Annotated in this window: 13 protein-coding genes and 1 riboswitch; of the genes, 10 read left to right on the top strand and 3 right to left on the bottom strand. The window is 47.5% G+C overall.

Going from position 1 to position 14,503, the window contains the following annotated elements; translation table 11 throughout:
• Window positions 1-2: 2 nt before the first annotated feature.
• The gene (locus GSO_RS02535) at window positions 3-1,220 is read left to right on the top strand and encodes a GNAT family N-acetyltransferase (RefSeq protein WP_010488617.1); all 1,218 of its coding nucleotides are present in this window, start codon (window positions 3-5) and stop codon (window positions 1,218-1,220) included.
• 128 nt (window positions 1,221-1,348) lie between these two features.
• On the opposite strand, the gene GSO_RS02530 is transcribed toward GSO_RS02535, so the two are convergent.
• The 3 genes from GSO_RS02530 to GSO_RS02520 form a co-directional block, all read right to left on the bottom strand.
• Window positions 1,349-2,299 carry a diacylglycerol/lipid kinase family protein gene (locus GSO_RS02530; protein ID WP_010488615.1) on the bottom strand — a complete coding sequence of 317 codons (951 nt, stop codon included), beginning with the start codon at window positions 2,297-2,299 and terminating at the stop codon, window positions 1,349-1,351.
• A 168-nt stretch (window positions 2,300-2,467) separates the two neighbouring features.
• Window positions 2,468-4,150 carry a ribonuclease J1 gene (rnjA, locus tag GSO_RS02525; RefSeq protein WP_010488613.1) on the bottom strand — a complete coding sequence of 561 codons (1,683 nt, stop codon included), beginning with the start codon at window positions 4,148-4,150 and terminating at the stop codon, window positions 2,468-2,470.
• A gap of 4 nt (window positions 4,151-4,154) precedes the next feature.
• Entirely contained in the window at window positions 4,155-4,367 is a 213-nt protein-coding gene (locus GSO_RS02520) for a DNA-dependent RNA polymerase subunit epsilon (RefSeq protein ID WP_010488611.1), read from the bottom strand.
• A gap of 544 nt (window positions 4,368-4,911) precedes the next feature.
• On the opposite strand from GSO_RS02520, the gene GSO_RS02515 reads away from it, so the two are divergent.
• The 9 genes from GSO_RS02515 (at window position 4,912) to GSO_RS02475 (ending at window position 14,502) form a co-directional block, all read left to right on the top strand.
• A complete protein-coding gene (locus tag GSO_RS02515) occupies window positions 4,912-5,361 on the top strand; it encodes a hypothetical protein (protein WP_029345504.1) in 450 nt (149 codons plus the stop codon).
• A gap of 385 nt (window positions 5,362-5,746) precedes the next feature.
• The gene (gene def, locus GSO_RS02510) at window positions 5,747-6,301 is read left to right on the top strand and encodes a peptide deformylase (RefSeq protein ID WP_010488607.1); all 555 of its coding nucleotides are present in this window, start codon (window positions 5,747-5,749) and stop codon (window positions 6,299-6,301) included.
• A 105-nt stretch (window positions 6,302-6,406) separates the two neighbouring features.
• A riboswitch (M-box (ykoK) riboswitch) is annotated at window positions 6,407-6,570 on the top strand.
• Window positions 6,571-6,786: 216 nt separating this feature from the next.
• Window positions 6,787-7,602 carry a P-type ATPase actuator domain-containing protein gene (locus tag GSO_RS02505; protein ID WP_010488606.1) on the top strand — a complete coding sequence of 272 codons (816 nt, stop codon included), beginning with the start codon at window positions 6,787-6,789 and terminating at the stop codon, window positions 7,600-7,602.
• A gap of 261 nt (window positions 7,603-7,863) precedes the next feature.
• Window positions 7,864-8,976, top strand: coding sequence for a pyruvate dehydrogenase (acetyl-transferring) E1 component subunit alpha (gene pdhA / locus GSO_RS02500; RefSeq protein ID WP_010488604.1), 1,113 nt, complete (start codon window positions 7,864-7,866; stop codon window positions 8,974-8,976).
• A gap of 2 nt (window positions 8,977-8,978) precedes the next feature.
• The gene (locus tag GSO_RS02495) at window positions 8,979-9,956 is read left to right on the top strand and encodes an alpha-ketoacid dehydrogenase subunit beta (protein WP_010488601.1); all 978 of its coding nucleotides are present in this window, start codon (window positions 8,979-8,981) and stop codon (window positions 9,954-9,956) included.
• Between the two features lie 17 nt (window positions 9,957-9,973).
• Entirely contained in the window at window positions 9,974-11,623 is a 1,650-nt protein-coding gene (locus tag GSO_RS02490; protein ID WP_010488599.1) for a dihydrolipoyllysine-residue acetyltransferase, read from the top strand.
• Window positions 11,624-11,625: 2 nt separating this feature from the next.
• Window positions 11,626-13,029, top strand: coding sequence for a dihydrolipoyl dehydrogenase (gene lpdA / locus GSO_RS02485; protein WP_010488597.1), 1,404 nt, complete (start codon window positions 11,626-11,628; stop codon window positions 13,027-13,029).
• 308 nt (window positions 13,030-13,337) lie between these two features.
• The gene (locus GSO_RS02480) at window positions 13,338-14,231 is read left to right on the top strand and encodes a Rossmann-fold NAD(P)-binding domain-containing protein (RefSeq protein ID WP_010488595.1); all 894 of its coding nucleotides are present in this window, start codon (window positions 13,338-13,340) and stop codon (window positions 14,229-14,231) included.
• Window positions 14,221-14,502: a UPF0223 family protein gene (locus GSO_RS02475; protein ID WP_010488593.1), complete on the top strand. Its 282-nt coding sequence runs from the start codon at window positions 14,221-14,223 to the stop codon at window positions 14,500-14,502. Before GSO_RS02480 ends, GSO_RS02475 begins: the two co-directional genes overlap by 11 nt.
• The last annotated feature ends 1 nt before the right edge of the window (window position 14,503 follow it).

Here is a 14,503-nt window from a genome sequence, read left to right as displayed (position 1 = left end):
GTATGGAGGACAACATACGCAAGTCACTGGTCATTAAGCCAGTGACACCTAAGGATCTTGAGCAGTTCAACGATCTTTTGACTTATGTGTTTCAGGTCACGCAAAAAGACTTAGAACAATCCGGCTATGAAGAAGGCGAGTTGGAGCGGGCCAAGCGTCCGGTTTTGGAAAAGTCAGATGTGTTGGGGTGGTTCCATAAAGATGAGCTTGTTAGCTCGCTTGCTATTTATCCTTGCACGGTGAACATTCATGGGACGTTGTATCAAATGGCCGGACTAACCGGCGTCGGGACTTATCCGGAATACGCGGGTCATGGGCTGATGCATGATTTAGTTAAGTTGGGCTTGGAGCATATGCGTAGCCACAAACAATGGATTTCGTATCTGTATCCCTACAGCATTCCGTTTTATCGCAAAAAAGGCTGGGAGATTATGTCGGATCATCTCACGTTTGACGTCAAAGATACTCAGCTGCCGAAACAGGTTAATGTGCCTGGCCACGTTGAACGTCTGGAAATTGATGATCCTGACGTGATTGAAACGTACAACCGCTTCGCCATGAAAAATCACGGCGCCATGATTCGCAACCAGTTAAACTGGGATGAGTATTGGCGCTGGGAAAATGAAGAAGAACGGACAGCCGGTGTGTATTATGATGCCGATGATCAACCTCAAGGCTATGTTTTGTATTGGATTGCGGACGAGGTTTTCCACGTGAAGGAAATGATCTACACCAATCAGGAAGCCCGCGTCGGGTTGTGGAACTTCATCAGTGCCCATTTTTCGATGGTGACACATGTTAAAGGCAATATTTACAAAAATGAGCCGTTGCATTTTCTCTTGGATGACGGGGATATCTATCAAACCATCAAACCTTACTTCATGGCGCGGATTGTGGATGTCAAAGCCTTCTTGGCACAATACCCGTTTGCAACCGAGACGACGGAACCATTCCACTTTATTGTGAGTGATCCGTTAGCGCCATGGAACAACGGCACCTTTGGGGTTTATTGGGATGAAAATCAGCAAGTGCATATTACCGATCGGCCGGTGGGCGAAGCCATTACGACAGACATTCAGACACTGACAACCATGCTCATGAGTTATCGGCGGCCTTCTTATTTGGCCCAAATCGAGCGGCTTTCGGCAAGTAAACACGCCATTAAATTGTTGGAAAATGCCGTCCCAATGGAAGAGCCTTACTTTTCGGGTTATTTCTGATTGGATCTTGGTAGCAAAATTTAAGTAACCGGTTTAGCGCACGTTGATCAATAAGAGCACTGAATAGCACAAAACGGCACCGATCCTTGTGAAATTTCACAAAGAATCGGTGCCGTTTTGTCATTCATTTAAATACTGCGGTCAATCCAAAAGCGCTGGCTGGCCACTGAGAAGTCAATTTCAAATGGTCGCGTTCCCATCTCTTCGCCATCCATCTGGCCGAATTCCAGGGAGCTGGTCTCGACCGTTAGTTTATTCGCATGAAAAAGGTGAACGGCTTTACTGGTCGGTGTTTTGCCGCGCAGCAGTTGCAGCATCGCCAAGGCCCAGGAGACGATATTGAACCATTCCACGATCACTAGGTCTAACTGGCCATCAGTCGGATCGGCGGGTTTGTAAAGCCGGATACCGCCGCCGAAGTAAGGAATATTCGTGGTTGTGCAAATATAAGCATGGTGAAAAAAATGGCGGACGCCTTTTTCATAAACTGCCACCGGAAAAGGGCGGCGAGTCAGTAACATGCCGAGAACATGGAATAAGTAGGTTAACTTGCCGAGGTGGAATTTGTTTAACAGTTGTTTGCTGTCGCTATGATTGGCGGCATTGACGACGGCTGCATCAAACCCGATGCCGATATTGTTGACAAAATATCCGGATTCATCGCGGGTTCGTTCGTGGTAGCGACCGATATCAATTGTAACCGGGTTAGAAGCTTGCAGAATCTGTTCTAGCGCATGCATCGGGTCCTCTGACATACCGATGCCGCGGGCGAAATCATTGCCCGATCCGGCTGGTACATAGGCAACCGGGATGTCATGTTGGCGAGTGCCGATTAATCCATTGATAGCCTGATTCAACGTGCCATCGCCGCCGATCACCAACAGAACCGGATGTTCATGCGTGTTAAAGTTACCGATCTGTTTGGTAATAACGTTGGTATGGCCAGGATAACGCGAGGTTTTGATTGCGTAAGGCAACTGGCGCTGGTCCAAGACGGCCTTAACCTGTTTAAAAATCGGGATGGCCGCACCGCCACCAGCCGCCGGGTTATAGATAAGATAATAAAAAACAGCCGCCATCAACTTTCCTCCTAATCAGACACGCAATCAATTATACCGAAAAACTGAAGAAAAACAATGCAATGACGTCTTCTCCAGAGGCCAAAAAAATACCGTACTGCCGGCAACAATGCGGCAGTACGGTCATGATCGACATTTTGAATGACGATTGTTTTTGACAAGTCGGCTTTAAAGTAAAATCAACATCGGCAAAATAACTGGATGTCGTTCGGTTTTATCGAAAAGAAATTCCTGCAAGTTACTGATAATTGCGTCTTTTAAACTTGCCTCGGTTACTTTTTCATTATTGGAAAAAGTGGATTTGATCGTGCGATAAACCCGCCGCTGGGCTTGGTTGATCAATTCGCCTGATTCACGCATGTAGATGAACCCGCGTGAGAGCAAATCCGGGCCAGCCAAAACAGCTTGCTTCTGCATGTTGATGGTTGCGACTACGACGACCAAACCTTCTTCTGACAACATGCGACGATCGCGGATAACCGCATTGCCGATGTCGCCAACGCCGCTGCCATCGATGTAAACGTCGCCAGCAGGGAAGTGGCCCGCGATCCGCGCACTTTTTTCCGTGAGTGCCAATACGTCACCATTTTCCATGATGAAGCAATTCTTTTCCGGAACCCCGCATTGTTGAGCGAGTTCACAGTGAATCTTTTGCATCCGATATTCACCATGGCAGGCCATGAAGAATTTCGGTTTAATCAGGCGCAACATCAATTTCTGATCTTCTTGACCACCGTGGCCGGAAGTATGGACGTTGTTGACTTTGCCATGAATCACTTCGGCACCGGCTTCGCTCAGTTGGTTAATCACGTGGTTGACGCTAACCGTGTTACCCGGAATCGGATTACTGGAGAAAATGACGGTGTCGCCGGGCTGGATGCTGATTTGGCGATGGGTACCATTCGCAATCCGACTTAAAGCAGCCATTGGTTCACCTTGCGAGCCGGTACACAGAATCATAACCTTATCAGCAGGTAGTGAATTCAACTGATGGGCATCGATTAAAACATCGTCAGGGATATTCAGATAACCCAGCTCACGGCCATTGACCATGGCTGTTTCCATCGAACGGCCAAAGACCGCAATCTTGCGGTCATGTGCCATGGCGGCATCAGCAGCCTGCGCAATTCGTGAAATGTTGGACGCAAATGTCGCGAAGATAATACGCCCATCAATCCGATCAAAAATATGGCGAATCGACTTGCCGACAAACCGTTCAGATTTGGTAAACGTCGGGATCTCGGCATTGGTCGAGTCAGACATTAAGACTAGGACGCCTTCTTCGGCGAAACGACACATTTTTTGAAAATTCGGTGAAGGTTGGTCACCAACCGGCGTCAGATCAAACTTAAAGTCACCGGTCTGAATGACAATTCCCTGTGGCGTGTGGACGGCAATACCCAATGTATCCGGGATACTGTGGGTGGTGCGGAAAAACTCGACACTCAGTTTTTTAAACTTTAAAACGGTGTCTTCATTGATCTCCGTCAGCTTTGTTGTGCGTAACAAGCCGTGTTCCTCGAGCTTGCCGCGAATCAAGGCAGCTGCTAACGGCCCAGCATAAATCGGGACGTTTGGAACCTGCTCAAGGAAGTAGGGAATGCCGCCGATATGATCTTCGTGGCCATGGGTAATAACCAAAGCCTTGATCTTGTCTTTGTTCTGAACTAAATAGGAATAATCGGAAATGACATAATCAATACCAAGCAGGTCATCTTCAGGAAATTTGATCCCCGCATCGATGACGATGATTTCATCTTGGAATTGAACCCCGTACATGTTCTTCCCGATTTCACCTAAACCGCCGACAGCAAAGACGGCGGTTTCGTTATTTTTAATATTTAATTTCATATGATTAGAAGGTGGTCAGCTTAAAGTTGGCTGACTTTTCCTCATACTCCAGGAAATTTCCGGAGAGTTCCTGGATAAATTCAATGTTGTAAGGCGTGTTCGCTTCTACAAGTGCACGCGCTTCAACCGCAGATGGCGCCTCGAGGTAAAGCGTCTGGGTTGTTTCCCGCCGCGGATTTTGGACCTTGTCTTTTTGATATAAGACTTTGTAGATCATGATTGGACTCCTTCCGTGGTACAAAAAGAAAGGAAGTGTGACAAAATGGCTTCCGAAAAAAGGGACACACCACCGAGATAACGAACCATAAAAAAACATGGTCGATCTCCTTGGAATGGCCGATATTTCGCACCGATTGAACCGCAAAATGGCAACAAAACACCCTTACTGTGGTTCATTTCTTGCCACAACTCCTAAAACCTTTATGACCGATCGATTTGTTGTGAACACAACAGCTAGCAACAGTTTAGCATAATCAAGAAGGAATGAACAGAGAACGCATTTTGAAGAGGGTAGTTACATGTTGAACAGCAGGATTGGACGGTGCGCAGCGGATTTTAGTGATTACCATCACCACTTTTATACGTCAGCTTCCGCGTTAACAAACGCGATTGCGAGTTGAAAAATCAGTCAGCACTTTTCAGAATTTTAGATTAAAGGCGATGACTGCCAAATGTTTTTGTCTGATTAGCGAGTTGCGACTGGTTTTAGGTATAATAATGATAGAAGACACGAAGGTGCGATCTAGAAGGGGGTGGACGTCATAGTATGGTTTTTAGTCGTCTTGTTACTGGTTGTCGTGGCAATTCTCTTAGCATTTAGGAAACGCTGGCGGCGTAACAAAGCCATTCAAATATTACTTCATCACAGCCAACGATTAACAGATCAAACAATGGCGGCAGCTTTACAGACACTGGATTTTCCCGTCGCTAAGCCGTTGGTGTCAAAACCGATGGCAGACATATGGGGACATGGCATCATGGCATTTTCATATCAATTACCGTTACAAACAAAAACCCTCAAACAGCAGCCCCTTGAAAAAGCTTTGCAGAACGCAGCCGAAGAACTGGACATTGCCAGTTCGGATCCTGCATTGCCGCCTTTTGTGATCACCGATTTTTTTGTGTTGGACGGCCAATTACATGTCGATGTCGCGTTCATCACCAACCAAGCAACCATTGAGTATGTCCGTGATGTCAATCGCGTGGCGTGAGAGAATGATGTAGAAGGTGCAGTGCACAGTCATTGTTGTTGGGCAGATCATCCTTTGCAGTGACCAAGCGGTTAAAAGGTAAAATTCCCAACTCCCCAGAAACTTCAAAATGAAAGGAACCGATCCAAGGCTGAGGAATAGTGCTTGGATCGGTTCTTTTTTAACGCCATTATACGTTTTAACATCGAGCGGGTTCCGCACTATGCTAATAAGTAACAACACGAACCAGAGAAAATGGGAACAACAACATGACCATTAAGCGTACAGAAAATTAAATGCTTTTTTATTGAATGCAGCCTTTGGCGTACAAGATGTTTCATGCTTTGCTTTTCACACTTGCAGCGGTGTGCTAATCTAGTAAAAGAAATGAACGGAGGTACGGATCTTGTATTTAATGAAGGATATCACTCGTGACGGCGCTAAAGTTTTGCGTGAAAGAGCTAAGCCGGTAACGTTTCCTCTTTCTGATGAAGACAAAAAATTGGCTCACGACATGATGGCCTATCTGGTGATTAGTCAAGATGAAGAGCAAAACGAAAAATACCATTTGCGCCCCGGCGTTGGTTTGGCAGCACCGCAAGTCGGCCAGAGCAAAGCGATGGCTGCGGTTCTCGTGCCCGGAGAAAATAACGAAATCCTTTTCAAGGAAGTTTTGATCAATCCGCGGATCATCAGCAACAGCGTACAGCACGCTGCTCTTGCTGAAGGTGAAGGCTGCTTGTCTGTTGATAAAGATATTCCCGGTTATGTCGTTCGGGCCGATCGCATCACGATTGCTTATCAAAACGAGGCCGGAGAACATAAAAAAGTCCGCCTTAAGAACTATCCTGCCATTGTGTGCCAGCACGAGATTGACCACTTGAATGGTGTTTTGTTTTACGACCACATCAATAAGGAACATCCCTTCTCAATCGATCCAAATGCTGTTTTGATTCATTAAAACAGCTGAATTTTCATTGCGGTCGGCACAATTGTGGAAGAGGGTTCGTGTTATTGTTGACATCCCTCTTTTCATCGGCTACTATAGATTACGGTAAATAAATACGGTGCTTTCCGTTAGGTGAGGCTCCTATACGAACAATGTTGCTGCTCAGAAACATCGAGAGATGCCAATTGAGTCAACTGCGTTTGCCCATTAAGGCTTACGCTAACGCAACTGAAGCTCGCTTCTAGGCGTATAGTGCTAAAACTAAACGATTGGGATGCTATTTCTGCACGTCCTCAATCGGCGTGCAGTTTTTTTATCTGAGGGAAAGTAGAAAAGGTGGTGAGCATAATGGAACAATCTTCAAAGAGTAGCGGTAGTAGCAGCGATTTAGCGGATCCCGGAAGGCCCATTATGCTGCCGCTACGATCTCTTAAGTGAAATTAATGGATTTGGCAGCATCGCGGCTCTTTTCGGGATATACGGAAAGGAGTTTGTCGATGTTGATGATGATATCAAGCGGCCTGACGCGCTATGAAGCGCAAAGGGCTCAAAAAGCAGTGACATCCCACCAGAATCCGATCAGCAAGACAAAACTCTTTTTGCCTTTGCTGGCGGTACTGGCTGGTGTGAGCAGCCTAATTAGCTTTGTCAGTCACAGCTGGCTTTTAACTGCTATCATTGCGATACTGCTTGGATTTTTGATAGCTGTGGTCGTTTATTTGATCACAGCGTTGACTCGGCATCAAAGCAATCCCCAACAATCAGTGTTGGTCGTGCGTGAAGGACTGGTTCGTCAGGTTCAGGCGAAAGACCTTGTCGTTGGTGATGTTTTGATGCTGACAGCGGGAGAAAAACTGCCTGTTGATGTTGCATTGTCTCCTGAAGCGCACGTAACCTTGCCAAGTGACATGGCCGGGCTGCTGGTTTTGTTGAATCAGCGGGTGCCTGCTGGAGTGGGCGTAGCTGGTGCCGTGATGGCGACCGACGCCCAAGCAACTGTGACTGCAGTTTGGAATAATGGTCTACTGGACCGTGCGTTAATGCAGCTTGCGAATCAATCCACAAATCTAGCGTCAACTTCACTTGTAATGAGTGCGGTTACTGCTATGACGCTTGCGTTGAAACAGATTTGCTATGTGGCTCGCATGACTGTATCAGTTCTCCCAGCAGAATTGTTCAAAAGCAAACAAATAAATCGTGCAGTGCAAACTCATTTGGATATGGATTTTGCACGCCACGCCACCTTGGTTGGCGCCATGAAACATCATAGTAAAACCAGTGATTTCTGGCACAACCAAGATCCGGTCTCGTGATGCACGGACAATGTTTTGAAGATGAAGAGGCACGTGCTTGTGAAGTAGCGTGCTCTTTTTGTGTCTTAATGAAAAAGGCCGTCTGTTATAGTCTGATAATGACATAACGGGCGGCCTTTTTTCGCAAAAAGTACTTCTTGTGTACCTTGAAATAAAACGCTTGCAACGACAATTTTGCAATGTTACGCTTTATTTGTAAAGATTTTCATTAGTACAGTTTTCCTGGGTTAATAACTACAGGAATGGAAAGAGGTTCTGATTATGGCAAAACAGCATGCTGCAGTTGATTTTAAACGACTGTTAGACAATCAAGATGCCGATTTTAAGCCAACAATCCAGATTCTGGATGAAGTCGGCAAAGTCGTTAATCCTGATATCATGCCCGATCTCAGTGATGATCAGTTGGTTGATTTAATGTCCAAGATGGTTTGGCAACGGGTGCTTGATCAACGAGCAACAGCGCTAAACCGGCAAGGGCGTTTAGGGTTTTATGCGCCGAGTGCAGGCGAAGAGGCCAGCATGATTGGCAGTCATGCGGCAATGAAAAAAGAAGATTGGCTGTTGCCGGCTTATCGTGATTTACCGCAGCTGATCCAGCACGGACTACCATTGGACAAGGCATTTCTCTGGTCACGTGGTCATGTTGCCGGCAATGAATATCCGGACGATTTCCATGCATTGCCGCCACAAATCATTATTGGGGCGCAATATGTGCAGACTGCCGGCGTTGCGCTTGGCTTGAAGAAAAATGGCAGCGATGAAGTCGCGTTTACGTATACCGGTGATGGTGGTACGTCACAGGGGGATTTCTATGAAGGCGTTAACTTTGCCGGACACTTTAAAGCACCGGCACTCTTCATCGTTCAAGACAACGGCTTCGCGATTTCCGTTCCGCGTGCCAACCAGACGGCAGCCAAGACGCTGGCTCAAAAGGCGGTAGCTGCCGGGGTTCCTGGTGTGCAGGTTGACGGTATGGATGCACTGGCTGTTTATGAAGTTACCAAAGAAGCCAGAGCTTGGGCCGCGGCCGGCAATGGTCCGGTTTTGATTGAAACACTGACTTATCGGTATGGTCCGCATACGCTGTCAGGCGATGATCCGACAAGGTATCGTTCAAAGGAAACCGATGAATTGTGGCAAAAACGCGATCCGCTGATTCGAATGCGCAACTTCCTCACCGATAAAGGTTTGTGGAGCAAGGACAAGGAAGATGCCTTGATCGAAAAGGTTAAAGACGATATTAAGAATGCCATTAACGAAGCCGATAAGGCACCGCAGCAGACAGTATCGCGGTTCCTGAAAGATACCTATGAGGAATCACCGCAGAATGTGGCTGAGCAACTGGCAGAATTTCAAGGAAAGGAGTCGAAGTAACCATGGCACAAAAAACAATGATCCAAGCCATCACTGATGCGCTTGATGTTGAGTTGGCGAACGACCCTAAAACCTTGGTATTCGGCGAAGATGTAGGTAAAAACGGCGGAGTCTTCCGGGCAACGGATGGCTTGCAAGCTAAACACGGTGAGGATCGCGTCTTTGATACGCCCCTTGCCGAGTCAGGCATTAGCGGATTGGCCATTGGATTGGCCTTAACCGGCTGGCGGCCGATTCCCGAAATCCAGTTCTTTGGGTTCGTTTTTGAAACCATGGACAGTATTGGCGGCCAGATGTCACGGATGCGGTATCGAATGGGTGGTACGCGTTCCATGCCGATTACCATTCGGGCACCATTTGGCGGCGGGGTTCATACGCCAGAAATGCACAGTGATAACTTTGAAGGCTTGATCGCTCAATTTCCTGGCATGCGGGTCGTTATTCCAAGTAACCCGTACGATGCTAAAGGTTTGCTGATTAGTTCCATTCGCAGCAATGACCCAGTGTTATTCCTTGAACACATGAAACTTTACCGGTCGTTCCGTCAAGATGTTCCAGAAGGGACTTACACGGTGCCGCTGGATAAGGCAGCGGTAACGCGTGAAGGAACCGACGTGTCGATCATCACTTATGGTGCGATGGTTCGTGAAGCGCTCAAGGCGGCTGATAATTTAGCTAAAGATGGCATCAATGCTGAAATTGTTGATTTACGGACCATTGCCCCACTTGATGTTGAGACCATTATTGCATCGGTTAAGAAAACACATAAGGCAGTGGTCGTTCAGGAAGCCCAGCGGATGGCCGGTGTTGCCGCCAACGTCATCAGTGAAATTTCTGAACGGGCAATTCTGTCACTTGAGGCACCGATCGGTCGGGTTGCGGCTCCTGATACGCCGTTCCCATTTGGTCAAGCCGAAAATATTTGGCTGCCAAATGCCAAGGATATTGAAGCTAAAGTTCGGGAAACCGTTAATTTCTAGAGAGAAGAGGTGCCAACATGGCTTTTGAATTCAAACTGCCAGAACTTGGCGAAGGTTTGGCAGAAGGTGAAATCGTCAAGTGGGACGTTAAACCTGGTGATGAAATCAAGGAGGATGACACCCTTCTTGAAGTTCAGAGTGATAAAAGTGTCGAAGAAATTCCGTCGCCAGTATCCGGGAAAATTTTAAAAATTTTAGTACCGGAAGGCGAAACAGCTTCTGTCGGTGATTTGTTGGTTGAAATTGATGATGGCTCAGGCGCGCCTGCACAGTCGGCAGCACCAGCAGCACCAGCAGCTTCAACCGCTGCACCGGCAGCACCTGCGCCGGCCGCGGCTAAATCGGTATATCAGTTTAAGCTTCCGGAATTAGGCGAAGGCTTGGCAGAAGGCGAAATTGTCAAGTGGGATGTGAAGGCTGGCGATGAAATCAAGGAGGATGATACCCTTCTTGAAGTTCAGAGTGACAAGAGTGTCGAAGAAATTCCATCTCCAGTTACCGGAACAGTTGTCAAGATTCTGGTTCCTGAAGGGGAAACGGCATCTGTCGGCGACGCACTGGTTGATATCGATGCTCCAGGGCATAACGATACGCCAGTTGCCGGTGAACCGGCAGCCACACCGGCAACAAGTGCTGCTGGGGCAGAGAGTGCTTCCGCAACAAGCCCAGCAGCAGGTGCCGTACCAGCCATAACAGATCCAAATCGCGAAATTTTGGCAATGCCGTCTGTTCGGCAATATGCGCGTGAGCAAGGTATTGATATTTCGCAAGTGCCTGCAACTGGTAAGCATGGCCGCATTACCAAAGCTGACGTTGATGCATTTAAGGCAGGCGCTTCAACTACGACCGCAGCTTCGGCACAACCAGCGCCAGAAGCAGCCAAGTCTGCTCCGGCACAACCAGCACCGGCAGCACCGAAACCACAAGCAATTACACCATATGTTTCGAGTGGCAGTGAAGCCGAACTTGAAACACGTGAAAAGATGACGCCAACTCGAAAGGCAATTGCGAAGGCAATGCTGTCATCTAAGCAGCGGAGCCCGCATGTCACGAGCTTTGATGAAGTCGAAGTTTCCAAGTTGATGGCTCATCGCAAGAAATACAAGCAGTATGCGGCTGATAAAGGCATTAAGCTGACCTTCTTGCCATACATCGTCAAGGCATTGGTCACCGTCTTGCGTGAATATCCTGAATTTAATGCGTCTATTGACGATACCACTGACGAAATTGTCTACAAACATTACTTTAACATCGGGATCGCGACCAATACGGATCACGGCTTGTACGTTCCGGTTATCAAGAACGCCGATGCCAAGAGTATGTTTGAAATTGCCAAAGAAATCAGTGACAATGCGCAGAAAGCCTATGACAGCAAATTGAAGCCAGATGAAATGCGTGGCGGTTCCATGACCATCAGTAATGTCGGATCAATTGGCGGCGGCTGGTTCACGCCGGTTATTAATCAGCCGGAAGTCGCGATTCTTGGTGTCGGTAAAATTGCCAAGGAACCATACGTCAATGCCGATAACGAAATTGTTGTCGGTAATCTGCTGAAGCTGAGTTTGAGTTATGATCATCGTCTGATTGATGGTGCGCTGGCGCAAACAGCATTGAATCTGATGGACAAATTGTTGGCAGATCCTGATCTGCTGTTGATGGAGGGATAAGTATGGTTGTAGGCGATTTTGCAATCGATTTGGATACAGTTGTGATTGGCTCCGGCCCCGGCGGTTATGTGGCTGCCATTCGGGCTGCTGAAATGGGTCAGAAAGTTACCGTGATCGAAAGTACTTTCATCGGCGGTGTTTGTTTGAATGTTGGCTGTATTCCATCAAAGGCGTTGATTAATGCCGGACATCGTTATCAAGATGCTTTGGACGCCAGCACATTCGGCATTAACGCTAAAGGTGCGGATCTTGACTTCAAAAAGACACAGGACTGGAAGCAAAATAAGGTTGTTCACACCTTAACCAGTGGTGTTTCAATGTTGTTCAAGAAGCACAAGATTGATTCGATCATGGGTACGGCTTTCTTAAAGGATGACCATAGTTTACGGGTCATGCAAAAAGATTCTGCCCAAACTTACACTTTCAAAAACCTGATTATCGCAACCGGCAGTCGACCGATTGAAATTAAGGGTTTTAAATTTGGTAAGCGAATTCTTGATTCGACCGGTGGCTTAAACCTGCCGGAAGTCCCTAAAGAATTTGTTGTTATCGGCGGTGGCTACATCGGTTCTGAATTGGCAAGTGCCTATGCAAACTTAGGCGCACATGTCACGATTCTTGAAGGGACCAGTTCGATTTTGCCAAACTTTGAAAAGGATATGGTTCAGCTGGTCTTGAACTCCTTTAAGAAGCGCGGTGTCACGGTTATCACGAACGCGATGGCCAAAGAAGCCGAAGATACCGGTAACGGTGTCAAGGTAACTTATACCGCTGACGGCAAAGAACAGACACTGGCGGCTGACTATGTCATGGTCACTGTCGGACGTCGGCCAAATACGGATGATTTGGGACTGGACATTGTCGGCATCGAAACGACTGACCGCGGTTTGATCAAGGTTGATGCACAAGGCCGCACCAACAAGCCAAATATTTATGCGATTGGCGATGTTGTTCCGGGCGCAGCATTAGCCCATAAGGCGAGCTATGAAGGTAAAGTGGCAGCTGAAGCGATCAGCGGCAAGGCAAGTGCGGTTGATTATAAAGCAATGCCAGCTGTTTGCTTCACCGACCCCGAACTTGCCACGACTGGCATGACGGTAGCAGAAGCCAAAGACAAAGGCATCAAAGCCAAGGCCAGCAAGTTCCCATTTGCTGCTAATGGTCGCGCCTTGAGTTTGGCCCAAACAGAAGGCTTTGTCCGTCTTGTTACCAACGAAGAAGGCACAGTTATCGGCGGTCAGGTAGCCGGTGCCGGCGCCAGTGATCTGATCTCCGAGCTGACTGTCGCTGTTGAAGGCGGTCTGAACGTCGAGGATTTGGCGCTGACCATTCACCCGCATCCGACCTTAAGCGAAACGATCATGGACGATGCCGAAGTTGCATTAGGCTTACCAATCAATATTTAGCAAGTGGGTCGGTCATTTTCGGAAATCGGTTTAGTTTTGGATCACCATTTGCGCGAATAACTAAGCGGACACCGGATTTTTCCGGTGTCTGTTTTTGTGTGCACACATTTTAGAGGGGCGGTCTTGTTAACTTTGAAAATTTCAGAGTGGTTTATGACCAAATGTCAGAAGATAATCATGATATTTTTATATGAGAAGGCGTTAATATTTCAGTTAGTTAACAATTGCACCTAAAGCCCTTTTTAATTTTGTCTTAAGATTGCGCTTCCGCTAGAATATAGGTAACGCAATTGAGGGGAAGGGGTTTCATGCAAAGAGTCGTCGTTCACGGAGCCAGTTGTAGTACACAAGCACTTTTGCAAACGTTAATTGCGTCACCACTTGATCTGGAAATTGGTTGCTACGAACCGGATACGACATTGGTGGATGTTGCCGGTTTGGCGGCACTGAGTCAAATTTGTCACAATACGTTTATCAAGGTAACCCCGAAAGTTCTTAAAACGGCGGATGTGTTGATTCTAACTGATACCGGAACGCCGGCTGATGAAAACTTTGTGGCAACCAACATTGCCTCAATTCGTAAGGTTCTGAATTCAGCGATGGCAGCAGGCTTTACCGGGCGGGTTGTCGTGGCGATGACGCATGATGAACGTTTCACTTATTTTGCCCAGCGATTCTCCGGGCTGAATAAACGGCAGATTGTTGGGTTAGGAACTTTTGGTGCAACGTGGTGCTTTGAACAATTTTTGGCGGATCGACTGGCTGTCCCGGCTAAACAAGTAACGGCTTATGTCGTTGGTACCAGTCAATCACCGGTATTAATCTGGAGTCGGGCGTATGTCGGGGCAACGCCAATATTGCGGTTATTAAATGATGACCAAGCCGTTTTTACCGAAGCAGCTTCGGCTATTCAGGCCTTTTTGGCAAGCGCCTTGACCGTCCTGGTAGGTCGACTTGTCGAACCGATTCTAGCTGCGTTTGCCGGTGAAAAGCTCATTGGTACGTTCGCACATCTGCGAGATTCTGACGATGAAACCGGGCAGGTGGACAGCTCGCCGATTTTGCTGGACGAACGCGGCGTGGTCACACTGGCGACAGTTGCGGGGTCCGATGATGAAGAGGCGGCTTTGAGCACAGCAATTCAAGCTGTTCAAGCCGAAATCGAAGCAATCGAACAAGGAGCAGATAAAAATGAAACCTAATTACAGCTATCCTCTAGACCTTGACTGGACAACTGACGAAAAAATTAAAGTGACGACTTTCTTTGCACTCGTTGAAGATGCGTATGAGCATGGCGTCGATCGGGATAACCTGTTGGCAGCCTACCGTGGATTCAAACAGGTGGTGCCGGATAAGGGAACTGAACGTCAACTGGATCGGGAGTTTGAAGCACTGTCCGGATATTCCATGTATACTGTTGTACAGATGGCGCGCCAAGGTGTGAGCCAAAAGATTAAGGTGAAGGTGAGTTAAG

It is taken from the genome of Lacticaseibacillus zeae DSM 20178 = KCTC 3804 (genome assembly GCF_000260435.1).
Lineage (GTDB): Bacteria > Bacillota > Bacilli > Lactobacillales > Lactobacillaceae > Lacticaseibacillus > Lacticaseibacillus zeae.
The sequence above is the reverse complement of the archived record's forward strand: the minus strand, read 5'-3'. Positions and strand labels throughout refer to the sequence as shown.